Below are 25,160 nucleotides of genomic sequence, written 5' to 3'. Positions count from 1 at the left end.
ATTAACCACAGAGCAGCGCTATTGGGTCTATCAAGAAACCCTATTAAATGCGGTTAACGAAGTGGAAAACACTGTGGGCCAAGAATACTCCCTCGCCAAACAACAACAGCATTTAATTGAAGCGCAACTCAGCGCCGAGCGCAGTTTTGTCAGTTACGAGCAAAAGTATCGTCAAGGCTTAGTCGACATTTTTGATTTACTAACCGTGCAACAGCAAACCTTTGATGTTGAAGCGCAACTTGCTAACACCATTTATAACCGTCTTATAAACCGTATTGATTTAGGCCTAGCGTTGGGCTTAGGGGTATTACATGAAGCTTAATCGTCTAAACGTTATTGTCACCGTATTATCATTGGGCAGTATTTTTGCTGCCTTAGGTTATACCGTCTCGCAATTACCGCCAGCGCCTAACCAACAAGCATCTACTACAGAGCAACCTATTAACCCAGTGGCGAGTACAGCAGCAATCTCATTATTACCTCAAGTGGGGGTAGTGGCTGTCAACGGACAACAATATCAAGCTGAAGTCATCGGTTTTGGTGAAGCAAGACCACGTTATGAACTCACGCTAAACGCCGAAGTAAGCGGTAAGATTGACAGTGTTCATCGTCAGTTTGAATCCGGTCAGGTAATTAAAAAAGGCACAGTATTAGGCCAAATTAATGATATCAGTTATCAGCAAGCATTAACGCAAGCGCAAACCGATGTCGCCCAGGCTGAGCTCGATTTACTCGAGGAACAACGCCAAGGTGAACAAGCAAAATCAGAATGGTTACGTTCAGGTTTTTCTGGTGAGCCTGAATCACCGTTAGTGCTCAGAACACCACAATTAGCCCAAGCGACTGCCGCATTAGAGAACGCCAAGTTAATCCTTAAAAAAGCTAAGCAAGATGTGGCTTATACCAAGATTACTGCGCCATTTGATGCGCTAGTGGTGAGTCGTGATATTCAGCCCGGAAGTTATGTACAAACCGGCACCCAACTGGGCACTTTATACAGCGTTGCAGACGTTGAAATTAATGTGCCATTGTCAGATTTACAGTGGCAAAACCTGCCAGAGTTTGACAATGCACAGCTTGCTAAAACCCCTTGGGATGTCACCTTGTACAGCGCCGATGGCCGTAACCAGTGGCAAGGTTATATTGAGCGGGTTGAACAACATTTAACCCAAACTAGTCGTCAACGTTCATTAATTGTGGTGGTCGACAATCCACTCACGCAACAAACTCACTTGTATCCAGGCACCTTTGTTAAAGCACAAATCAACGGCAAATCATTAAGTGATTTATGGCAATTACCGTCGTCGGCTATTTCACAACAAGGTGATATTTGGTTTATCAATGATAGCAGTCAATTGGCTAAATCAGCTGCCAATATCGCCTTTGAAAAAGACGGTTTTGTGTATGTATTGCCTATTGTTAGTGAGCAAAGAGGTCGACCGAGCTTAATCCAAATTGTTAAGCGCCCTTTAAGCAGCTTTAAAGTGGGCACTAAGGTGCTTGCTAAGTTAGAGGTTTAAGCCATGTCGGGATCTCAATCTACACATTCAGGGGCGATAGCCTGGTTCGCTAGAAATTCGGTAGCGGCTAACTTGCTGTTAATTGCCATGATAATCGTGGGTCTTTTCTCCTTAGGCAGCTTACGCAAAGAGGCATTTCCGAGTTTAGAACCCGACAGGGTGACAGTGTCGGTGACTTACGACAGTGGCGACCCAGTGCTGGCTGAAGAAGGCATAGCAATTAAAATTGAAGATGCATTAGAAACCGTGCCGGGCATAAAACGGATAACGTCAACATCCAACGCCAATGGCAGTAGTGTGATAATTGAGAAAACCAGCGCTTATGATTTAGACACTTTACTCACTGACATTAAAACCAATGTCGATGCGATTTATAATTTTCCTAGTGAAGCTGAAAAACCCGTTATTGATAAAATGCGCATGCAAGATCATGCCTTGTGGATTGAGATCTACGGCGATGCCGACCGCGCGACGTTGCAGGCATTAGCCGAACAACTTAAATCGGATTTGTTAAGTCAGTCAGCCATTCACGATCTCGAGATTAAAGCCAAAGCCGAGCCGATGATTTCTATAGAAATTGATGAAGCTAAGTTGCAAGCCTATGGACTGACGTTTGCCTCAGTGGCCAGTGCTGTGAATGCCGAATCGTCAGCATCCATTTCGACTAGCCTATATAACGACGACAAAACCGTGCGGCTAAAAGTATCACAGCAAGCTTACCAATTAGATGATTTTATGGCGATTCCGGTGATCACCAACAGTCAAGGTTCGCTGATAACCTTAGGTGATATTGCGACTATTAAAGACGGTTTTGCCGACGATACCTTTGTGTTGTCGCGTTATAACCAAGCTAACTCAAGCGCGATTGAAATTGTGATGGACGAAAATGGCGATATTGTTGATATTGTCGAGCAAGCTAAGCAAGTCGTCGAAAAATGGCGCAGTTCTAATGTATTACCCGACAACGTCAGTATTGCTACTTGGCATGACAAAAGCACGCTGATTATCGAACGCTTAAGCTTATTGGTTAAAAATGCCTTGAGTGGTATCGCTTTGGTATTCATTATTTTAGCGTTATTTTTAAACTTGCGAGTGGCGTTTTGGGTTGCTGCAGGGTTACCGTTTGTGTTCTTCGGCACCTTGTTTTTTATGAGCAATACTTTTGCTGGCTTAAGCCTAAATGAAATGACCACTTTTGGATTTATTATGGCGCTGGGGATTGTCGTCGATGATGCTGTGGTGGTGGGCGAGAGTGTTTATAGCACTCGGCAAAAATACGGCGACAACATCGACAACACTATCAAAGGTACTTTAAAAGTGGCGACCCCAACGATATTTGGTGTGTTAACCACAGTAGTCGCTTTTGTTGCCTTAGCTAATGTTGAAGGTAATTTAGGCCAGATTTATGCCCAGTTTGGTACTGTCGTCGCCATTTGTTTGATGTTGTCGTTGGTTGAATCTAAATTTATTCTACCGTCGCATTTAGCGCATATTAAAACTCAAAAAAGTGCCAAAAAGTCATGGTTTAATCATATCCAACATGCTGCCGATAGTGGCTTGCAGTGGTTTAGTCGAGTGATTTATCAGCCACTTATTGAGTTTGCATTACGGTTTCGTTATGCGGTGGTATTGCTGTTTATCGCACTGTTTATTGTGGTTGCAGGTATGCCGATAACGGGTAGCGTGCGAGTAGCATTTTTCCCTGATATTGCTGGCGACACTGTCGTTGCCGACTTTTCGATGCAAAATGACGCCAGTTTTGGCCAGACCTATAAAAATTTAATGACCTTAGAAACTGCTGCAAAACAAGTCGATGCTCAGCTGGTGGCCGAACAACAGCATAATAAGGACCGCTATTTAACCAGTTTGCATGTTATGGCAAGCAGCAGTGACTCGGGCCAAGTTCAGGTTGAGTTAGCGCCAGACAGTCCTTATAGCCTCAAGGAATTTAGCCAAAAATGGCTTGAGCTTGTTGGCCAAATGGAAGGTATAAAAAAGCTGAAAATATTGTCGAAGCAAGAAATGCTTGATAATTTTAAAGTGGAAATTAAAGCCAGCGATACCGATTCCGTCTTTGCTGTTGGCCAAGCGATAAAAGCGCAGCTAGAAACCATGGATGGCGTCAGTGGTATCGATAACAATTTAGACATAGGCGAGCCGCAATATCGTTTTGAATTAACCGCGCAAGGTCGGGCCCTGGGATTTGACACCGAAACCTTATCGAGCCAGATATTGCAGTCATTTGGCGGTGGTGTAGTACAGCGTTTTCAACGTGGCAAAGATGAGGTAAAAGTACGAGTACGTTACCCTGATGAAGATCGTCAAACCATCGAAGATATTAAGCTTGCCAATGTTCGAACTAGCGACGGTACTATTGTGCCATTAAGCCACGTGGCGCAGATTTTTAATGATTACCAACCGTCGAACATTACCCGTATTGACAGTCAACGGGCGGTATACATCAGTGCTGTACTAGACAAAGATAAAATTGCCTCAAACGAGCTTGTTAGTCAGCTAAAGCAGACGTTAGTGCCGCAGTTAGCAGTGCAATACCCCGGTGTGAGTTTCAATTTTGCCGGTGAGGCTGAGCAACAAGCTGAAACCACAAGTTCGATAGGGTCGATGTTTGTGCTGGCGTTAATTGCCATTTATGCCTTGCTAGCCATCCCGTTAAAATCATACATACAACCGGTGATTATCATGACCGCGATTCCGTTTGGGATTGTTGGCGCCATTTTAGGCCATTGGTGGAATGACTTAACCATTAGTATTTTATCGTTAAATGGTATTTTGGCCTTAAGTGGCGTGGTGGTAAACGACAGTCTATTGCTGGTATCGCGCTATAACGAGTTGATTAAAGAAGAGGGTTTGTCGGTACACGATGCAATTGTTGAGTCATGTACCAGCCGCCTTCGTGCGGTATTGCTTACCTCAGTGACGACCTTTGCTGGTTTAGCACCTTTGTTAGGAGAAACCTCATCACAAGCACAGTTTTTAATACCTGCTGCGGCAGCGCTGGGTTATGGTATTTTATTTGCTACCGTCATCACCTTGATTTTGACGCCATCTTTGTTGCTCATTCAATGTGAGTCGAAAGCATTTATCAATCACGTTATGGCTAAACTGCGCCCAAATCATCATACGACTAGCTCAGTGGCGTCGTAAACCGAGGAATATATTCGATGTTCACCGACAAATTGCAGTTGTTATTGGTTGAAGACGATCTTGATTTAGCTACGGCGGTGATCGAGTACCTAGAGCTAGAAGGTATTCTTTGTGACCATTCTGCCAATGGCAGTGCAGGGCTGAATCTGATTTTACTCAATCGCTATGATGCAGTGATATTGGATTTGAACTTACCTAAAATGAACGGTTTGCAAGTGTGTGAATCTTTGCGGCTGCAAGGTATCGATGTACCAGTACTCATGCTTACCGCGCGCGACACGCTTAACGATAAGCTCGACGGCTTTGCCAAAGGTGCTGATGATTACCTCATTAAGCCGTTTGCAATGGAAGAGCTCATTGTACGCATTCGAGTATTATCCCGTCGCCGAAGTGGTCAAGCTATGCGCCTAACCGTGGCCGATTTGGTCCTCGATTTGCAGCAGAAGCAGGCGTTTCGTAATGGGGTTGGCTTAAAGCTATCGCCGACAGCGTTTAAAATTTTAGACGTGTTAATACGAGCGAGCCCTAACCCTGTGTCGCGTGAAAAACTGATGCAAAGTGTGTGGGGAGATGACCAACCAGACAGTAATAGTTTAAAAGTACACATGTTTAATTTACGTAAACACCTTGATGGCAGCCAGGAACTCAAGTTGCTGCATACCGTTAGTGGTCATGGCTTTGCCATTAAAGATAACCAGTAGGATAGCCATTACATGAAATTAACTCCGAGCCTGCGAATTTTTGTACTACTGGTCATGTTGTTTACTGGTATTAGTACCATTTTAATTTTATCGATGCTCAGTGTGCACTATTTTATTTCTGGTATGGACCAAATCTTACAATCTACCATGTACGCTCAAGCACAAGATCAACAGGTTATCGATGGTCAGCCGAAAACATCACATTTTTTTACGGTGGCTTCACGTTGGCAAGACCTACCCGAAGAGATCCAACAAAATATTAAGTCTGAGCCTAGCGAGTTTAACGTCTTGTATAAAAACATTATTGGCGGCTCGCCCATTACGCCCCCTGTAAAAGGCTTTTTTGTTATAAAAGTGCTTAAAGGCAATGAGGTGCGATATGTCTCCAGTACCTTTGACAGTCAAGCTGGCACTATGTCTCCTCCTAAAGGCATTCCCTTTTTTGTGGTGATATTAGCGACTGCAATTTTAGGTATTGTGATGTTTACTATCGTGTTGATGTTAATGATGCGAAAAGTGGCGCGGCCAATGAAGCGTTTAAGAACTTGGGCAAAAGGATTAAATAGCCAGCAATTAGCTCAGCCAATACCCGACTTTCATTTTAGCGAATTAAATACCTTAGCCGATATTGTTAAAACGAGTTTAGGCACTGTGCAGGAAAGCTTAGATCGTGAGCAACAATTTTTAGGCTATGCCAGCCATGAGTTACGCACCCCAATAGCGGTTATTCGGACGAATACTGAATTACTGCAAAAGCTGATAAGTAAAGGTGGAAGCGCTGAAAAGCAAGCCCAAGTGCTTAACCGTATTGAACGTGCAGGGCTCACCATGACAGATCTCACCGAAACCTTGTTGTGGTTAACCCGGCGCGAAGGTAAAAGCTTACCCTTGAACGACGTTAATTTGGGTCAGCTTATTCGTCAGCTTGTGCAAGAGTTAAAGTATTTAATCCACGGCAAGAATATTGAAATTAGTATTGAAACCGATGACTCTACTCATCAACTGCCTGATACTCTCTGTCGAATTATTATCACCAACATAATCCGTAATGCTTTGCAGCACACCATTGAGGGCAGCGTAACCATTCGTCAATCGTCCACATTGGTGAGTATCGCTAATCAGTGTGACTCTTATGCTGATAGCTTTGAAGAGCTCGGCTTTGGTTTAGGGCTTGAGTTAACCACTAGACTCATTACGCAATATGACTGGGATTATCAAAATCTAGATACTAATCGCGGCCACAAAGTATCTATCGATTTTAGCCGTTAAAATTGCTCTTTAACATTAGGCTACAGGGTAAAGATAGCCATTGTTTACACTATCAATCACTACGAATATCTACCTAGCCAAAGCCAGCGACACCATCGCTGGCTTTTTTGCGGGTCATTTGTGATTACGTCAATTCAGATAAAACTAATCGTTATAATGTGATTATAATTACATTATCATTAGGTGTTAACTTAATTCGATTGTACTGCAAAGTAATCGGCCTATAATGAGGGGTATCTTGACGCCGTACTAGGTTATGGGATCGCTGCAATGAAATACCTCACACATTTATTTTCTCTTCGTATTGGGCATGCGCTCAGAGAGTCGTTAAAAGACGCTCCCTACAAAGCCAATGCATTCTCTAAAGATTTATTAGCTGGTTTAACGGTTGGCATTATTGCCATTCCACTGGCGATGGCACTGGCAATTGCTATTGGTGTTGCACCGCAATACGGATTATATACCGCCATTATTGCCGGGTTTATTATCCCGCTGACCGGTGGATCACGTTATAGCGTATCTGGTCCTACAGCGGCGTTTGTGGTGATCCTTTACCCCATAGTGCATCAATATGGTCTGTCTGGATTATTGCTAGCGAGTATTTTGTCTGGAGTGATACTCATCGCTATGGCGTTGTTACGCCTAGGTCGCTATATCCAATATATCCCCGAGTCAGTCACCTTAGGGTTTACCGGCGGTATTGCGGTAGTGATTGCTGTGCTGCAAGTTAAAGATTTTTTCGGTCTAAGCATCAGTGATATGCCTGAAAATTTTGTCGGTAAAGTTGCCGTATTAACGCAAGAATTACCGACATTGTCATTGCCGACACTGGTGGTGGGGTTAAGTGCGTTAGTGATGTTTATTTTGTGGCCTAAGCTCAAGTTACCTGTGCCAGCACATCTTCCGGCTGTGGTGGTTGCTAGTCTGGTGGCGCTAGTGCTCAATCAGCAAGGCTTTCCTGTTGCGACGATTGGTTCCACTTTTAGTTTCACTTTCGCCGATGGTTCAATTGGCGCCGGTATTCCATCCATGTTGCCTGATTTTCAATGGCCTTGGCTGCGGACCCAGTCGGGCGAATTACCTATTGAACTCAGTTGGCAATTAGCTAGCGATTTATTATCGGCGGCATTTGCGATTGCCATGTTGGGGGCAATTGAATCATTACTGTGTGCTGTGGTGCTCGACGGCATGTCGGGTAAAAAGCACAGTGCTAATAGCGAACTGCTCGGCCAAGGTATCGGTAACATTATCGCGCCATTTTTTGGCGGTATTACTGCTACAGCGGCCATTGCTCGTTCAGCGGCTAATTATAAAGCTGGCGCGGTGAGTCCGGTAGCAGCGATGATCCATGCACTGGTGGTATTAGTGTCTTTGTTATCGCTGAGTACTATTTTGGCGTATATCCCCATGGCGGGCATGTCGGCATTACTCATTATGGTGGCTTGGAACATGAGCGAAGCCCCTAAGATTGTGCATCTTATAAAAAAAGCGCCCGCAAGCGAGGTGCTGGTATTGCTGGTGTGCTTGTTATTGACCATCTTCTTCGACATGGTGATTGCGATCAGTGCGGGGATCATTTTGGCGTCGTTGTTGTTCATGAAACAAGTGGCTGATATGACCAAGGTGCAAGACATTAGCGAGCAGAAAAAGCATATTCATGTTGAATTACCGCCGCGTTGGAAAGTCTTTAAAATAAATGGTCCGTTATTTTTTGCCGCCGCCGACAGTGTCTTTGGTGAGTTGGCGCATTTGAGCGCTGATCAAGATGGGGTGGTGTTGTATTTCGATGGGGTGTCTATCTTAGATTCTGGTGGTGTTTCTGCATTGTATAAGTATATTGCGAAATGTAAGCACCACAATACCCGAGTATTGCTCGCGGATTTTCAATTTCAGCCACTTAAAACCTTAGCTAAAGCAGGCTTTAAGCCAGATGGCGTGCAGTGTGTTACTTACTCAACCTTGGCCGATGCACTCGATGATGTGGTCAGATAGAAATAAAAAAGCGCCCTACTGAACATCAATAGGGCGCTGGATATTGGCTCGAGCTCTCAGTGTTTATTCGCTGGCTTTTGCCACTTCAATGTAATGCCAAGAATCTGCAATATGCAGTCTTGCTGAGGTTACGTGTTTATTGCGCTCAACATTAATGTGGTTAGTTTGTTCTGACCACAATTCTTGAAGGGTCGTCATCTTAAGATAAAACCCTTCCATATTCGTGGTGATCGGTGTTTCCTGATAAACCCACAAATACTTACCCTGTAACTCAGTGCCCACATAGGTTAGGGGTAACGGATGTTGCTGCTGATCCTGCATCGAAAATGTCGATATAGCGTAATATGCAAAAGCTTCACGACTCACGGGGTCGCTAATCAAATCAGCATTGCTATCAATGACTTGCTGAGCTGCATGCTCAGCATCGTGCAAGTAAAATCGATGCTGAATTTCCAGCATACCGCTGCGCTGATTAAACACAATACTGGTGTAGGCTTCTTTTTGCTGGTGGCCATGGGCTTGGCCAGCCAATAAACTTAAGCCAATAACACTCAGTAATATTAGAACCAATTGACGCATTACTTTTTCTTCACTTTAATTTCAGGATCTTTCAGGGCTTCTTTATTGTCATGCATGATATCGCGATACTTATTACCCTTACGCTCTTCTTCTTTAAAGGCTTCAATGCGTGATGGGATAATTTGACGAGGATAATAGTTATTTTCAATATCCACATCGGCAGTTTCGCCGCTACGATCAACCACAGCAGACACTAATACATTGTCTTTGTCGGTCACAATCAGTTTACTGACTTCAAACGGCGAGCGGCGCCAAATTTCAGCTGGTAGCACCAATGATTCGGTATCACCATTTTCAAACGTGAGTTCGAGCAAAATTGGCATCACTAAACCACCAAGATTGGAGAAGTTAAACACATAGTAGTTTTTATCTTCTTTCAATGCCCGCGCCAAGACTTGTTGCTCCCACGGATCCAGTTCGGCGTGTTTTTTGTTGTACTTGTTACGATCTTTATTGGTGACGCTGAATTGATCATGTTGGTCATGATAATCAGTATTACCTGGATTAAGTTCTACCCAGGTTTTTTGGCCACTTTGTTGATTACGTTCAACCGAATAAGGCATAGGTTTATCGTTATAATCTTGGCGACGACGATCAAAATCAATATCAGGATTATTGCTGTCTAAGCGCAGTTTATAAATACGATCTAGCGAGATATCGACATGATCTGTGGTGTAAAACCAGCCACGGAAAAACCAATCTAAATCAACCCCAGAGGCTTCTTCCATGGTGCGGAAAAAGTCGCTTGGTGTCGGGCGCTTATTCATCCAACGACGGCTGTATTCTTGAAAGGCAAAATCAAATAGCTCACGGCCTAATATCACTTCACGCAAAATGTTTAATGCAACAGCAGGTTTAATGTAGGCATTAGGACCAAGCTGCAACACACTGTCTGACTGAGTCATAATCGGAACTTGGACATTAGACTTCATGTATTCAATAACATCAGTTGGCTCACGTCCCCAAGATAAATTAGGGTCCCATTCGCGGGTGGCAATGCCGTCTAAAAAGCTGTTTATGCCTTCATCCATCCAAGTCCATTGACGCTCGTCTGAGTTGACTATCATCGGAAAATAGTTATGACCGACTTCGTGGATCACCACGCCGATTAAGAATTGTTTTTCAGCCAAGGTGTATGTGCGACTGCCATCTTCATGCCAAATAGTACGTGGGCCATTAAAGCTGATCATCGGGTATTCCATGCCGCCAACGGGACCATTAACACTGATCGCTGCAGGGTAGGGATAATCGAAGGTAAAGCGTGAATAGACTTCAAGTGTATGAATCACTGCCGCTGTTGAATATTGCTGCCACAGCTCGCCACCCTCTTTAGGATAAAACGACATCGCCATTACATGTGGGTTTTGGCTGTTTTTTTGTTGGTAGCCTTGAGCGTCCCAGATAAATTTACGTGATGATGCCCAAGCAAAGTCGCGCACATTTTCGGCTTTAAAATGCCAAGTTTTAGTGCCTTTGGCTGTACTCGATTCATTGGCTAGAGCTTCGTCTTTAGAGACAATAAATACTGGTTTGTCAGCTTTTTTGGCGCTATCTAAACGCTTGAGTTGTTCAGATGACAGCACGCTTTTACTGTTTTGGAGCACGCCGGTAGCGGCCACAATATGGTCACTAGGTACTGTCATGCTCACATCGTAATTACCAAACTCGAGCGTAAACTCGCCGCTGCCTAAGAATTCTTTGTTATGCCATGCTTCGTAATCTGAATAACTGGCGACTCGCGGAAACCACTGCGCTAATAAGAAGATGTCATTGCCACCTTCACGATTATCGTCTGGAAAATGCTCATATCCAGAGCGTGCACCTACGGCATCTTCTTCTAAAATATTGTAGCCGTAATTAATGCGCAGTTGCGTCGATTGCTTGCTGTTTAGGGGCGTCGGTAAATCGACCCGCATTTGAGCGCCAACTATGGTGTATTTCAGTGGTTTTTTATTGGCACCGGTTACCGCCGCAATTTGGTAACCCAAATTGTTGTCGGCTAAAAATTGTTGGCGACGAAGATCTTGCAGGCTGATCTTTGCAAATGCGCTATCGCCATAAGTGTTCTCAGCCCTAACGCTCCCATCAACCCCATAAAAGGCGTTGCTTCGTTCAGCAATCGAGTCAGATTTAAAACGATTTTGTTCTAATTGGAACCACAGATATTTAAGCGTATACGGAGAATTATTATGATAGGTAATGACTTGCTCACCTTGAATAGCACGCTTTTGTTCATCTAATGTGACATTGATTTTATAATCTACTTGTTGTTGCCAATATTCTTTACCTGGTTCGCCAGCAGCATTGCGATAATCATTTGGTGTGGGAAGGCTCTCTTCAAGTTGACGAAATTTGTCGTCGAACCGACCTTTACTTTGGACAATTTCTGAAGCCGAACTGGTGAAGATTGCTGAACTGGTCAATGCCAATATCAGCAAGTGAAGATACACGCGCATAAATACTCCTATGACTTCAGCAAGCTGATGCCATTAATCCCAAAATGATGATTTATTATTTTTTTGTTGGCGCAGTGTAACGAAAATGACAAGGTTATGCAGTGAGAAGAGTGTTACTAAGTTTTGCACCTTGCTGATGCCAATTCCCTCTGGCATAAAAACAGCGAGTTTAATCAAGGATAGGTAAAAACTTTTGCAGGTTTTTATAGCGGGCGTCGGCTGAGGTGACTTCCGGTAATATTTTGTATTTATCCATAATTTGCTTATATTCGCCATTGGCTTTTAGCATCTGTATGCCGCGGTCAAAAGCGCTCACATAGGCTTTATTTTGCGGGTTAAAACCAATATATAAAGGAACCGGTTTACCTATAGTGCCTGCATAACGAAGTTGTTGATTTAAGTTTAGTTGACTTGCGGTGTACTCAATGACATTTTTGTTGTCGATAATCACCGAGTGGCGGCCTTTTATAAGGCGAATAATGTTCATCGCGATAGGGTCATTACCCGAGGCAAAATAGGTGCTCGGGTGGGAGTTAAGCCATGTATCCAGTTCTTTGCCATATTGGTAGCCAGTGACAACGGCAACCTGTTGGGTATTATTGAGGTCGGATATTTGCTCAAATGACTCAGTGCTGTCAACTAGAGTATAAAAGTCGTTACTTTTATAGCCCACAATCACGTCATTACTTAGTAATTGATAGTTGCCTATCGCTTTTTTAGACAATCCAATGACAGCATCGACATTGTTCCTTTGAAGTTCAAGCATGACTCTTTTAAAAGGGGCTATCATAAATTCAACAGGTTGATTTTGAATTTCAAAAGCGCGACGAGTCAATTCCACAACATAACCAGTGTTAGTATCACAGGCATATGGACACCAAATATCTGAGGCAATACGAATTGGCGCGGCATGGGCGTGAATACTGAAAACAGACAGTAAAATGAACAGGTACTTTAGCAAGTATTGTGCTCCATGGGATGAACGGGCGCGTATAGTAATTGTTTAAAGTGAAGAGGCAATCTTTTTTTGATTAAAAAAGATACTATTTAAGTATTTACTAACAAATATGTTCATATTGTGAACAGCTACAGTGTGCCAATAACAGATAGTTAACATTGGTTACTTTTTAACTGCAATTAACCGAGAGAACATTTTTATGGCGACATTAGATAGACAATTTACTCATGTGATGGTTGAGCAACCTGGCGAACCAAGCGTGATGACCATGGCACAATCAACACTTGCGATGCCATCCGCGGGTCAAGTGACGATTAAGGTCCATGCTGCTGGAGTGAATGGCCCAGACATTAAACAGCGTGTGGGGGCTTATCCACCGCCAGCAGATGCTAGCCCAATCCTAGGTTTAGAAGTGGCCGGTGAAATTGTTGCCGTGGCAGATGATGTAACTCAGTGGCAGGTCGGCGACAAAGTGTGTGCGTTAGTGCCTGGTGGAGGTTATGCCGAGTTGGTTAACACTTATGCCGCCCATTGTTTACCTATTCCTACCGGTTACAGTTACGTACAAGCGGCAGCTCTGCCAGAAACCTTTTTTACCGTGTGGGGTAACTTATTTATTCGTGGCGGGCTTAAAGCAGGTGAAAGCGTACTGATCCATGGTGGATCTGGCGGTATCGGTACGACCGCAATCCAAATGGCCAGTTGCTTAGGTGCTAGGGTATTTGCGACTTCTGGTAGCGCTGAAAAATGCCAATATTGTTTGGAGCAAGGTGCCAGTGTGGCCATTAATTATAATGAAGAGCATTTTGTCGAACCTATCTTGGCGGCAACGGATGGCCTAGGGGTCAATGTGATTATGGACATTGCTGGTGGCGACTTTATTAATGAAAATCTCAAAGCCATAGCCACTGATGGGCGTATGGTGTCCGTCGCGATGCAACGGGGTCCTCAGGCAAATGTAGATATTTTTCGCATTATGGCAAAACGGGTAGTGTGGACAGGTTCAACATTACGACCACAAAGCGTGCAAAATAAAGCGCAAATTGCTCAAGGCTTAGCGCAATATGTATGGCCATTATTAAACAGTGGTGAAATGAGTATTCCTGTAGATAGCGTATTTGCTTTTGCTCAAGTCGTCGAGGCACATCAGCGTATGGAATCTGGGCAACATAAAGGCAAGATTGTATTAAATCTACAAGCCTAAGCCGCGGCGTTATGTGTGTGCCGATCCATTCGGAATATTTATCAGCATATATTTTGCTAAAAAAACTTGAAGCTTGATTTTTTTAAGCTAAAGTCGTCAAGACAAAGTGGTTAGCCTAAAAGTGGCTAATTGCCTTTGTGGACGATTATTTTGTGAGAAAAAAGACAGTAAAGTGTTAAAAATCGACTACGACGGACATTTTTATGCGATTACTTGAAAAAATCATCGTTTTAGGCATTGATTCTCAGAAATATTCTGTTTAAATACCCACGTAAATACAGAACAAATAATCGTGTTGTAGATTGGCTGTTTTATTAGCCATCAAGCTGCATCATTTTTAGGATATGTGTTGATTTAAGGGCGTTAGCATATATGTATAACACAGCAAAAAAACAGGTTTGGTTTGGTGAATTAAGAACATCAAAAGGTAATACTATTGTTGTTCATGATAACCAACTGCCACAAGCGTCTCCAGGGCGCATCTACTTTTACAATACAATTCGTAATACGATTGTTGAGTATGTAGAAGACATCGTTAAAGTGAATTTACATGACTTAGATGATGAGCAAACAAAAGCGGCAATCGCTGAGTTTAATGATGCTTGGAAAGCGGCACGTGCTGAGTTTATGTTAAAGCATCAATCACGTATCGACTTGTCAAAAGTACCAGACACAGCGCCTCCTCGTAAGGCTAAACCAGTGCCAGAACCAGATGAAGTTATTGATTCAGATGATGACATTCCAGAATTTGATGACTCAGATGATGATGATGACAGCTTTGATGAAATAGGTGATAGCTTAGACGATTAATTCTGTGCAATACATTAAGTTTTAGACTTAATGTATTGTGTGATTAGCCGCATTACTGGTTTATATTGGTCATAGATTGACAACGTCATAAGCAATAATTTTTTATTGCTTATGACGTTTATTCTTTGTCAAAACTATCAACAATAATTGCGCCCATCGATGCGGGCATCGCAATTAATATCATCCGCTTAAATGCTAAAATGGGATCGTCCCATAACGGCAATTTATCTAATGCTAAAAGCACTATTCCCACGACTAATAACGTCAATATATAGGCAGCAACGACTCGTAATAGAAATGCTTGTCTGCGCTTAATAATATTGGCCTGAAATACACTCTGGTAGGCAAATAAGGCAATAAACGCTAGCGACAGTACCACTATCAAGACCAAATTTAAGCTTGGTAAGCTGGCTGATAAATGCCAAGCTTCTTCAGAAAATGCAATCGGCACCGACAGGGCAAAAGCCCCTATGGCAATTTGGCCAATGTCTTCAGCATTAAAATCAGATTTAACAGGCGGATTATTCTGCATCAAACTGATATCGAGTGATGTGATGATAAACGTGTCCCGGTTTTACCCACACATCACCAGCTAAGTCTGGTTGATTAGGTGAATCAGGTAGCATCTGCGGTTCAATACACACGGCTTGGTGATCGCAAAGTGGACGTTGTTTTTTACCAATAGTGCCTTGCAAAAAATTAGCCCCGTAAACTTGTACGCCGGGTTGGTTAGTATAAACCGTCATACTGCGGCCGCTATTTGGGCTGGCTAAGCAACCAAAACGTTGCAAGTCTGCCCCTGGGTTATCTAACACATAACAATGATCAAAACCTTTAGTGGCGGCCAATGCTGCGCGCTCGGTCTGCACCGACATTGGTGTAGGTACAGCCATGTCTAAATCGCTGCCTGCGGTAGCTTGCATTGACGTTGGTATGCCAACATCATTCATTGTGAGGTAATGTTTAGCATCCACTTGTAGAGTATGTTGAGCATTGGTATCGCTACGATTACCGTCTAAATTAAAGTAGCTATGCTGGGTTAAACTAATGGGGCAGGCTTTATCTGTGCTGGCCAGCATTTCAATGTACACATTGTTACCCGCTAAGCGGTAATCGAGCTGTACGGTGCAATTACCTGGAAACCCCATGTCGCCGTCAGGGCTTTTTAAGGTTAAGCGCATGCCATCACTTAATGGCCCAAGCTGCCATAATTTGCGATTAAACCCCTCCGCGCCACCATGTAAACAGTTAGTCGCTTGATTAATACTCAGTGAGTATTGTTGGCCATTATATTGAGTTTTACCATTGGCAATACGATTGCTATAACGTCCTGCAATCGCACCTAAATGTGCTTGTTGGGCTAAATAATCTTCGGCGCTGTCGCAACCTAAGACAATATTTTTACGTTCACCATTGCGATCGGGAGTCCATAATGATCGAATAATGCCGCCTAAACTTAATACTTCGAGTGCGATGATGCCATTATCGATTCTTACCCGTTCAATCTCTCCACCACGGGGATCTTGCCAAGGTTCCAATACACTAAAACGTACCATTTATGCTTCCCACTTTTGTAAAATATTAACTGATGCGTCCTGCACCGCCACTTGCTGAACACAAGTATATTGTTGCTTCGATACCTGTTTGCTCAAAATATTGCTTTTCAACCACATTAATCACCTCATCGGTGAGATCATGATTAACCAGAGCTAATACACAGCCATCGCTCATCCGCACACCGCCTTGTTCGCCGATCAGCGATGCAACCATAGTCACCAAGCAATCGATTTCAGGGGTAATAATCTCAAAGTCATCACGCATTGAAACTTGAGACTGCGCCATTAACTCACTAAAACGAGCAATATTATTCTGTTGTAATGCTCGGGCTGCATTACTGGTGCGTTGGTTTTCAGTGATCACATGGCGAGCACGGCGAAACTGTTCATCACTCAATACCTCTTTATTTAGATTCAGTTGGGCGAGTGATAAATCGCGAAGAGAATCGAGGCCAAGTATCGCAGTGATCTGACTGCATTCTTGTTTGCGCTGTTCAAACTGCTGCGTAAAAACATGACGATCTTGTTTTATATCAATCACAATCAAGCTTAATTCTTCAGGCAATAGCACAGCTTCGCTTTCTAGTTCTAAGCAATCAATCAATAAGGCATGATCGGGCTCTGCCATCGCACTGATAATTTGGTCCATCATGCCGCAATTTAATTGCATAAATTGGCTTTCACCGCGCTGTGCTAATTGGGCAATAGCAATAGGTGATAAATGTAATTGGCTGGCATTACTGATAGCAGTACCAAACGCGATTTCCAGTGCTGCTGAAGATGATAAACCTGCCCCAAGCGGCACATCACCGACAATCGCTAAGTCTAAGCCTTTTGCCTGTAAACCTGATTGGTTCATTGCGGCTGTAACGCCCTTTAAATAATGGCTCCAATCATCGCCAGCAGCTACGGTTCCTTCTTCGCCAAAGTACCATTGTTTAATGTGCCCCGGAAAAGCGGTACTGACCGCGCGAAATAAATCATCATCGCGATGCTTTACAGCAATAACAGTATGAAAATTAATGGCGGCAGGTAATGCGAGGCCTTCGTTATAGTCGGTATGTTCGCCCATAATGTTAACTCGCCCGGGCGCTTGGTATAAATCATCGGGCTTAGTGCCAAAAGTTTGCACGAATAATTTAGTCGCGCGTTGAGCAGGGTTTGACATACTTCAAAAAATCCAACAAAGGGTGACAAGAAAAAGTCTTATTAGTGGAGTTATAGCATGACTTTACTCGATCTGTAACTGTGATTTGTTTATCCGACGCAAAATTGAAAATACGTTGTGGAAAACAAAAACGCCTAGAGATATTTCTAGGCGTTTTAAATGGATCGCAACTTAGGGACAGATTTTATGATGTTGACTTAACGGGCTGCTCATCTGCCGCTATAGCGTGATTCTCATTGGTTATTTCGCCGGCGGATTCAGATGCGATGACTGATGGCGAATCAAGTAGCTCTTTAATCACATGGTCAACAAAACCTCTACCTGCTGCTTCATACAAGTTGTACACAGTATTCACACCTGAGTCTTTTAACGAATCGGCGTCTTCTGTGTATTGTACAATGGCACTGATTTTACCTTCGTAATTTAATCTTTTTAGTTGTTGAACGGCAAACAAGTTACCGACGTGATTTGGCATTGCCAGTAAAACCAACTCTAAATTAGGAGCTCGTTCGAGCTTTTCCCAAAAATCGGTATCGCCAGCATCCCCTTGAACGACATTACGACCTTGATTGCGATGAAAGTCGACCAGCTCTTGTTTATGCTCAATACCTAATATTTCGCCTATGTATTTTGAACGTAATTCATCATAAGCACCTGAACCAATTCGGCCCATACCTAAAATTAAGAAGCGTGGATTACCAATTGGAATCTGGCGATCTTCAGGGTGCAAAGGATGGCGTTCTAGTTTCATTAGTCTGGTTTGATAACGTAAATAAATCTTCGCGACGCTGTTATTCAGCGGTGCTGCAAATAAGAAACTAATGCTTAAGGCGACCGCAATAATAATCAGCCATTGCGGTGGTAACCAACCTTTTTGCGCCGCAACAGCAGCTACAATTAAACCAAACTCACTGTAGTTACCTAAGTTAAATGAGGCTAATAACGAGGTGCGCGAACGTAATTTAAAGCGGGTTAGCAAGTAGATAAACATAACAATCTTAACCGGGATTAACACCACTAAAATAGCGGCTAAGCCGATATCTGCCAGTGTCGGCAAACCGTTTAAACCAATGGTTAAGAAAAATGCGACTAAGAATAGCTCTTTAAAGAAATAAATCGATTTAGCTAATTCAGATGATTTAGCATGTCCTGCGAGTAAAATCCCCACAATTAGAGCGCCTAAATCTGGCTTTAAACCTACGGCTTCAAATAGCCATGCGCCCACAACTAAGGCCATTACTAGGCCAAATAACACTAACATTTCACCGTGGCCTACTCGGTCAAACACTTTGTATATCAGTGGCTTTGCTAATGGGAGTAACAACAAGGCAAAGGCCCAAACAGATGGAATGTTACCTTTGGAAATGGTTAAAAATATTACCGCGAAGATATCTTGCATAATTAAGATACCAATCGCTACTCGACCATATAGAGACTGCATATCACCGCTGTCTTCAAGTACTTTTACCGCAAATACAGTACTTGAAAAACTCAGAGCAAACGCAACTAGCATCAGTTGATTAAAGCTAAACCCATCTAGTTGCTCAATGCCTAAAAAGCCTAATACCTTAAGTACAGGCACAAAAAACAGAATTGAACCGATTAAATGCAAACTTGAACCAGCCCATACTTCGGCTTTAAAAAGACTCTTTAGATCAAGTTTAAGGCCAATGGAAAACAGCAGTAAGGTAACGCCTAGGTCGGCAAGCTGTTGCAAAATAGGCAAGCTAGTGTCTTTAATTCCTAAGGTAAATAATACAAAACCAGCAGCAAGATAACCTATGAGTGGCGGTAAACCAACACGGCTAACCAACATACCGCAAAGCAGAGTGATAATAAGGATAGCGGGTTCCATAAAACTCCTTAGATGAGGAATATAAAAATTATATTGTATAAGAAAAAGGTTAACTTACGGTGACTTTAATACCACAAAAGCAAAAAACAGCATCTTTAGTGATTAAAGATACTGTTTTATATTGTGTTCTAGGCAAAGATTTTACTAACAGATTATCTTTATAACTGCACTTAATACCCTACTTACAGCTAAGTATGATGAGCAACATAGCCTGTTAGGTAACTTATTTAGTCAATAAAGTGAATGCATTATATTTGCCGTGTAGATATCGCGCATTGCGTTAATGCGCGATATTACTCAGGCGATTTATTTTGCTAAAAGGATATCTAAATGGGCTGCAAAGTCTTTTGGTCCCATAAATCCGGTTACCCGTAAATCTTCACGTTGTTTGCCATCGGCATTGAACATTAATAATGTCGGTAAACCCAATACGCCATAATGCTCTAGCAACTCATTATCAATATAATCACTGGCAGTCACGTCCGCTTGTAATAACACCATTTGCTTCATCCGTGCTTCAACATCAGCATTTTTAAAGGTAATAGCTTCAAACTCTTTACAAGCCACACACCAGTCGGCATATAAATCTAACATTACAGTTTTGCCGCTAATACTGGCCTTATCTAATTCTACTTCTAAATCGTCTAGCGATTTAATGCGGATAAAGTGATTTGCTTCGGTTTTGGTTTTACCTTCAACACCCGCTTGGTTCATCTGCACAGAGGTATGGCCAAAGCCAGCCATCATTGCTTGGAAACCATAAGAGAAGCTTGCCATTAACGCCAACAATAGCAGTACTCCACGGGTGCTTTGTTTCCAGTTAAACTCTGACAATCTATTTTGATGCATTAAGTAAGCAATTAAGCTGATTGCCCATACAGACCAGAGTAAATCGGATACTAAACCTGGCCAAATACGGCCAACCATCACGATAGACACTGAAATCAGCAAGAAGCCAAAGATGGTTTTAATAATGTCCATCCAAGCCCCTGCGCGAGGTAAAATTTTACCACCGGAAGTGCCAATAACTAATAACGGTAAGCCCATGCCCATACTCAGTACATATAGGGCTAAAAAGCCTTGTAGCAAGTCGCCAGACTGCGCCACGTAAATAAGCACGCCAGATAATGGCGCGGTGGTGCAAGGTGAGGCGACTAAGCCTGAAATCACGCCCATCATGAACACGCCAATCAGGTTGCCACCTTTTTGGTTGTTCGACATTGAGTTCATTTTTTCCTGCCATTTAGATGGCAGTTTTAAATCGTACATGCCAAACATCGACAAACTCAGCAATACAAACATCACTGCTAAGAAAATCAAAATTGCAGGGTGTTGCAAGGCTGCTTGAAACTTAAGTCCAGCAGAAGCAACGACTAGTCCGAGTAAGGAGTAAGTAATCGCCATGCCTTGTACATAGGCCATTGATAGGGTGAAGGCCTTGGCCGTTGACAATTTTTGGCCTTGGCCAACAATAATGCCCGATAAAATAGGGTACATAGGGAACACGCATGGTGTTAATGCTAAGCCGATACCTAAACCAAAGAAAATCACTAAGGTCCACAACAGGCTATCGTTTTGCAGCATTTGGTTTAACGTGTCTTGCTCAGTGATAGGGGTTGCTGGAGCATCAGTTGCATTGGTTAGGTTTGCTGATTGCGTGTCATCAGGGGCGCCAATCACTTTTTTGCTGACTATCTTGCCATCATTCGCTTCAATGGCTGATAAGGTTACATCACGCTTGGTCGGTGGGTAACACAAAGTACCTTCAGCACAACCCATAAAGGTGACATGAAACACCGCACCTTCTTGGGCTTCTTTAAATGCAATCGGAATTTCAACGAACGAGTAAAACACCTCTTGGTCGCCAAAATATTCGTCATGGTGGTTTTTACCATGAGGTAATTCAATATCACCAATAACTGCACCATCGACAGAAAACTGCAGCTTGTCGCGGTATAGATAATAACCCTCAGCAATCACAAAGTTGATTTTGAGCTGATTACCTTGTTGTTGGTAGTCAAACACAAAAGCATCGTTGACCTTCATTAATTCAGGTTCACTGCTTAAAAAGCTGAATTTATTCCCCAAGGTATTCGCGCTGTGTGCCACTGGCGCGAGGAGGATTGATGACATCAGTAACAGAGATGTTAGGCATAGTGCGACGATTTTTTTCATGATGGTGAGTTGTCTTTTATCCATTGTAAATAAGGGCCAAAACCACCGATAATCGGAGTGGCAATGAATTCTGGTACTTCATAAGGATGCATTTTGATCACGAGTTGTTCAATTGAATGATAATCTGATGCCATACATTTTATTTGTATTGGTACTTCATTTGACTGACAAATTTTATTGTCCCAGCGATAAATTGACTCAACGGCTTGGCCTATTTGTACGCATGCTGCCAATTTCGCTTCGATTAATTTTGTCGCAATACCTGCAGCGACCTCAGCATTTGGGCAAGAGGTTAAAATAAGTAGCTGTTCAGGTTTATACATAAGTTGTCTTAAAGTTTACTTAAGTTAAAGGCGTTATACTGCAATGCATTACAGTACGATGTTTTAGCATCATTTTCATTAAACTGAGATGATATTCGTGACGCGTCTTGAAAATAGACCCGTTCACCCCCATTTAAGTTTCATCGGCAACAGTTATTTTATCGGTCGCCACTCTATCAAAAAGCGATCATTAGAGGCCAATATGTTTTTTATTTTATTGTTAATATTTGTTTTAGTACCCGTTATAGAGCTCAATGTACTCATTGAAGTTGCCAGTTCAATTGGCTCATGGACTACCGTCGCCTTGGTACTTTTTACTGCCGTTGTTGGTGTGTCATTGGTACGTAGCCAAGGGTTAAGCACGTTAATGAGCGTGCAACAAAAATTAGCTCGTGGTGAAGCACCCGGACAAGAAATTGTTGAAGGTATGATGCTTGCCGCCGCCGGGGTGTTATTGCTTATTCCAGGTTTTGTGACCGACTTTATTGGTTTAATTCTATTAACCCCATTAACCCGCTCCCCCATTGCCGCGTTTTTATATAAGCGTATGCAATTGCGTGTGGTCGCCAATGGTGGTTTTAAACCTGGTTTTGGTGGCCAAAGTCCTTTCGGACAATCGGGTCCTTTTGCGGGGCAAAAGCCATTTGATCAGCAGGGTAATACCTTCGACGGTGATTTTGAGCATAAAAATGATCGCCCACGTAGCCATCAAATTGAGCATGAGCAACATGATGTTGATGTGAGTGAAAACCCGCCTCAAGATAAGCATGCCAAAACGGATCACAATCAGGATGACGATATTATTGATGTTGAGCCGATTAAGCCAAAAGACGACCACAAACCGTCTTAATCGCACTAAGCGAATTTAATCTTTGATCAACGTTATCTACAGTGTTGGTTGACGAAATATTGCGTTTTGATGACAGATAAGAATAAGCAGCCGATTGATGCAGATGCATTACTCGGCTGTTTTTGTGTTTATTGCGGTTTTTATTTTTGTAGCTGAAGCTGCTTGTCTTGCTGCGCGCCTAACCAAAATGCACTAATAATGCTTAAGCCCCAGTTGGCCAAAAACACCCAAGTTAAGGCCGACATGCTGGCACTTGCAGTGTCGAGTGCCGCCCCAGAGACAGCAGCATAAATGGAGCTTAAATCATTGCCAATCTCACCGGCCAAAATTTGCTCGGCAATCACTTGGGCGCGGCTAATTATCTGGTTCATTATCACCAACACGCACAGTAAACTGACACTGATAAACCCCCAGCCGAGTAGCTTTTTCCCTAACCAGAGTTGGCCACTGCCAGGGCAAATAATGCCTGAGAGCATGGCGGCATAAATGGACTTTTTCATCATAAACCAGATTTGTTGCGATCAAAATATAAGCTTATTAATCACCTTAGCGCGATTAAAAAGCAAGTTCGGCGGCCATTATTAACACAGTTTAATATTCACTGAGGCGAGTGCTTGGCTTGGTTGTATCGACTTGATCGTCCGATGTAGCAGCATCGTCAGATGCGGTGTGATTAGCGTTATCTGGGCAAGGCACAGCATGCTTAATCTTTTCGGGTTCGCTAATTTTAGTCGCCAGATAATAACAAGCTATACCCATTAACGTATTGGCGATGGGGAGTGCCAATAAAATCCCTTTCACGCCACCAATATAAGAGCCTAGCGCTGCCAGCGGTAGCATCAATAACATTAAGCGGCATAAGTTAATTACCAGTGAACTCAAGGGTCTATGATAAGCATTTAAGCTAGTGGCAACCATAATCACAATGGCAAGCGGCCCATAAGAGACAGGCAATATCATAATATAAAAACTCAGCCATTCGATAACCAGTGGGTCATGAGTAAATAGCCCGGCAATAGACTCAGCATAAAAAAACAGCGGAATAAACAATAACGTTTGAAACACAAATGCAAACCGCAATGACATCAATAAGGCTTTTTTAGCGCGATCATGTTGCCCAGCACCTAAGTTTTGCGCAATAAACGGCATTAAACTCGACGACAGCGCCATCACCACAATCAACAATACCGACTCTAGGCGAATACCGGCACCAAATGCGGCCACACCAGCATGATCAATTCGGGCCAACATCGCCATAATAATGCCGTTGGCAATCGGATTAATCACATTCATTAATGCTGCCGGGCGGGCAATATGCGATAAGACTTTCCAGTGTAAAATTAACCGGCCAACATCAAAGTCTGCAAACTGCACCAGTTTACGTTTGACAATGATCAGGTAGCCCGACAGTGACATGGCCACCACCCAAGACAGTGTTGTCGCAATCGCCGCACCTTGGATTTCAAGTCGTGGAAAAGGCCCAATACCGAAGATAAGTAGCGGGTCGAGGATCAAATTAACAATCGCGGCTAACATCATAATTTTAGCCGGAGAATGAGTGTCACCCGTGGCGCGTAATGCTTGATTACCCACCATTAATAACACCAGCGCTGGAGCGCCTAAATACCAGTACCACATGTAGTCATTAATGAGCGGCAAGCTGGCGCTATTAGCACCCAGTAAACTGAAAACGGGTTCTATAAAGATGCAACCGAGAATCGATAAGCCCCAAATAATCACAAAGGTCATACACAAGGCGTCATATAAAAACACTCTGGATTCGGGCGCATGCCCAGAACCAATCAAGCGACCTAAATTGGTCGACACGCCGGCGCCAATGCCAATACCAATACTGGAAATGACTAAGGTTATTGGGAAAGTAAAGCTGACTGCCGCGAGCGATTCTGTGCCTAACTGACTGATAAAAAAGATGTCTACCAGACTGCCACCAAGAATGGTCATAATCCCAATCAGGTTCGGTAAGGTCATGTTAAGCAGCACACGACCAATTGGCGCTGTGAGCAACCCGTGTCTGTCTTTCATCAATTCTCAGCTTTGATATTTTAACGGAGCCGAATTCTATCAGGATTAGCGTTACTTTAATAAAACAGACTTAAAAAAAGTAGAGTTTTTTTTTAAATTCCCCTTGGATCTACGACTAACCACCCCCATATCACATGCATCAAGGGGAAAACCCTTATTTGTTAGTCAATAGCCTCGCTTTTTGGGCATCAAATCATTAGGAGAGTTCATAGATGAATATTCGTCCATTACATGACCGCGTTATCGTTAAACGTTTAGAAGTTGAATCTAAATCTGCAGGTGGCATCGTGCTTACAGGCAGCGCAGCAGAAAAATCAACTCGCGGTGAAATCCTTGCTGTAGGCAACGGTCGTATTTCAGAAAATGGCACAGTTACTCCACTTGACGTTAAAGTGGGCGACGTAGTGATCTTCAATGAAGGTTACGGCGTTAAGAAAGAAAAAATTGACGGTGAAGAAGTCTTAATCCTGTCAGAAGCTGACCTGATGGCAGTAGTAGGCTAAGCCTCACGCATCAATCGACTTTCCACTTAATCA

The 25,160-nt window shown here is 43.0% G+C and carries 21 protein-coding genes; 10 read left to right on the top strand and 11 right to left on the bottom strand.

Annotated elements, in window-relative coordinates; translation table 11 throughout:
* From H5114_RS17550 to dauA, 6 genes are all read left to right on the top strand, one after another.
* Positions 1-322: TolC family protein (locus H5114_RS17550; RefSeq protein WP_182723638.1), on the top strand; the 322-nt coding region annotated here is incomplete at its 5' end.
* The gene (locus tag H5114_RS17545) at positions 312-1,520 is read left to right on the top strand and encodes an efflux RND transporter periplasmic adaptor subunit (RefSeq protein WP_182723637.1); all 1,209 of its coding nucleotides are present in this window, start codon (positions 312-314) and stop codon (positions 1,518-1,520) included. The genes H5114_RS17550 and H5114_RS17545, both read left to right, overlap by 11 nt.
* Before the next feature lie 3 nt (positions 1,521-1,523).
* On the top strand, positions 1,524-4,685 hold the full coding sequence (locus tag H5114_RS17540) for an efflux RND transporter permease subunit (protein ID WP_182723636.1): 3,162 nt from the start codon (positions 1,524-1,526) through the stop codon (positions 4,683-4,685).
* 17 nt (positions 4,686-4,702) lie between these two features.
* Positions 4,703-5,386 carry a response regulator transcription factor gene (locus tag H5114_RS17535; protein ID WP_182723635.1) on the top strand — a complete coding sequence of 228 codons (684 nt, stop codon included), beginning with the start codon at positions 4,703-4,705 and terminating at the stop codon, positions 5,384-5,386.
* A 12-nt stretch (positions 5,387-5,398) separates the two neighbouring features.
* Positions 5,399-6,655 (top strand): HAMP domain-containing sensor histidine kinase, encoded by a 1,257-nt coding sequence (locus tag H5114_RS17530; protein WP_124015261.1) that lies wholly within the window; start codon positions 5,399-5,401, stop codon positions 6,653-6,655.
* A 270-nt stretch (positions 6,656-6,925) separates the two neighbouring features.
* Positions 6,926-8,647, top strand: coding sequence for a C4-dicarboxylic acid transporter DauA (gene dauA, locus H5114_RS17525; RefSeq protein WP_124015260.1), 1,722 nt, complete (start codon positions 6,926-6,928; stop codon positions 8,645-8,647).
* A gap of 63 nt (positions 8,648-8,710) precedes the next feature.
* On the opposite strand, the gene H5114_RS17520 is transcribed toward dauA, so the two are convergent.
* The 3 genes from H5114_RS17520 to H5114_RS17510 all read right to left on the bottom strand — a co-directional run bounded on the left by H5114_RS17520 (position 8,711) and on the right by H5114_RS17510 (position 12,643).
* The gene (locus tag H5114_RS17520) at positions 8,711-9,226 is read right to left on the bottom strand and encodes a DUF6702 family protein (RefSeq protein WP_182723634.1); all 516 of its coding nucleotides are present in this window, start codon (positions 9,224-9,226) and stop codon (positions 8,711-8,713) included.
* Positions 9,226-11,682: a M1 family metallopeptidase gene (locus tag H5114_RS17515; RefSeq protein ID WP_182723633.1), complete on the bottom strand. Its 2,457-nt coding sequence runs from the start codon at positions 11,680-11,682 to the stop codon at positions 9,226-9,228. Before H5114_RS17515 ends, H5114_RS17520 begins: the two co-directional genes overlap by 1 nt.
* A gap of 169 nt (positions 11,683-11,851) precedes the next feature.
* Positions 11,852-12,643, bottom strand: coding sequence for an ABC transporter substrate-binding protein (locus H5114_RS17510; protein ID WP_182696852.1), 792 nt, complete (start codon positions 12,641-12,643; stop codon positions 11,852-11,854).
* Between the two features lie 196 nt (positions 12,644-12,839).
* Between H5114_RS17510 and H5114_RS17505 the strand changes: the two genes are divergently transcribed.
* Entirely contained in the window at positions 12,840-13,844 is a 1,005-nt protein-coding gene (locus H5114_RS17505; protein ID WP_182723632.1) for an NAD(P)H-quinone oxidoreductase, read from the top strand.
* Between the two features lie 372 nt (positions 13,845-14,216).
* Complete coding sequence (locus H5114_RS17500; protein WP_182723631.1) at positions 14,217-14,654, top strand: hypothetical protein; 438 nt, start codon at positions 14,217-14,219, stop codon at positions 14,652-14,654.
* A gap of 118 nt (positions 14,655-14,772) precedes the next feature.
* Here H5114_RS17500 and H5114_RS17495 read toward each other — a convergent pair whose 3' ends face one another.
* From H5114_RS17495 to cutA, 6 genes are all read right to left on the bottom strand, one after another.
* Positions 14,773-15,186, bottom strand: coding sequence for a DUF2391 family protein (locus H5114_RS17495; protein WP_182723630.1), 414 nt, complete (start codon positions 15,184-15,186; stop codon positions 14,773-14,775).
* Complete coding sequence (locus tag H5114_RS17490; RefSeq protein ID WP_124015253.1) at positions 15,176-16,210, bottom strand: aldose epimerase family protein; 1,035 nt, start codon at positions 16,208-16,210, stop codon at positions 15,176-15,178. The genes H5114_RS17495 and H5114_RS17490 overlap by 11 nt, the downstream gene beginning before the upstream one ends.
* Before the next feature lie 25 nt (positions 16,211-16,235).
* Positions 16,236-17,378: a galactokinase gene (galK, locus tag H5114_RS17485; RefSeq protein WP_182723629.1), complete on the bottom strand. Its 1,143-nt coding sequence runs from the start codon at positions 17,376-17,378 to the stop codon at positions 16,236-16,238.
* 184 nt (positions 17,379-17,562) lie between these two features.
* Complete coding sequence (locus H5114_RS17480) at positions 17,563-19,233, bottom strand: cation:proton antiporter family protein (protein ID WP_182723628.1); 1,671 nt, start codon at positions 19,231-19,233, stop codon at positions 17,563-17,565.
* A 306-nt stretch (positions 19,234-19,539) separates the two neighbouring features.
* The gene (locus tag H5114_RS17475; protein ID WP_182723627.1) at positions 19,540-21,408 is read right to left on the bottom strand and encodes a protein-disulfide reductase DsbD; all 1,869 of its coding nucleotides are present in this window, start codon (positions 21,406-21,408) and stop codon (positions 19,540-19,542) included.
* Positions 21,405-21,731, bottom strand: coding sequence for a divalent-cation tolerance protein CutA (gene cutA, locus H5114_RS17470; RefSeq protein ID WP_182723626.1), 327 nt, complete (start codon positions 21,729-21,731; stop codon positions 21,405-21,407). The genes H5114_RS17475 and cutA overlap by 4 nt, the downstream gene beginning before the upstream one ends.
* A 202-nt stretch (positions 21,732-21,933) precedes the next feature.
* Between cutA and H5114_RS17465 the strand changes: the two genes are divergently transcribed.
* On the top strand, positions 21,934-22,581 hold the full coding sequence (locus tag H5114_RS17465; protein ID WP_124015248.1) for an FxsA family protein: 648 nt from the start codon (positions 21,934-21,936) through the stop codon (positions 22,579-22,581).
* Positions 22,582-22,721: 140 nt separating this feature from the next.
* On the opposite strand, the gene H5114_RS17460 is transcribed toward H5114_RS17465, so the two are convergent.
* Both H5114_RS17460 and H5114_RS17455 read right to left on the bottom strand, forming a co-directional pair.
* Positions 22,722-23,081, bottom strand: a complete 360-nt coding sequence (locus tag H5114_RS17460) for a hypothetical protein (RefSeq protein ID WP_182723625.1) — start codon at positions 23,079-23,081, stop codon at positions 22,722-22,724.
* A 91-nt stretch (positions 23,082-23,172) separates the two neighbouring features.
* A complete protein-coding gene (locus H5114_RS17455) occupies positions 23,173-24,624 on the bottom strand; it encodes an MATE family efflux transporter (protein ID WP_182723624.1) in 1,452 nt (483 codons plus the stop codon).
* Between the two features lie 212 nt (positions 24,625-24,836).
* Here H5114_RS17455 and H5114_RS17450 point away from each other — a divergent pair, with 212 nt between their 5' ends.
* Complete coding sequence (locus H5114_RS17450; protein ID WP_124015245.1) at positions 24,837-25,127, top strand: co-chaperone GroES; 291 nt, start codon at positions 24,837-24,839, stop codon at positions 25,125-25,127.
* The last annotated feature ends 33 nt before the right edge of the window (positions 25,128-25,160 follow it).

It is taken from the genome of Shewanella sp. SR43-8, assembly GCF_014163775.1.
Lineage (GTDB): Bacteria > Pseudomonadota > Gammaproteobacteria > Enterobacterales > Shewanellaceae > Shewanella > Shewanella vesiculosa.
Note: the sequence above shows the minus strand (reverse complement) of the source record. Positions and strands in the feature narration are given on the sequence as shown.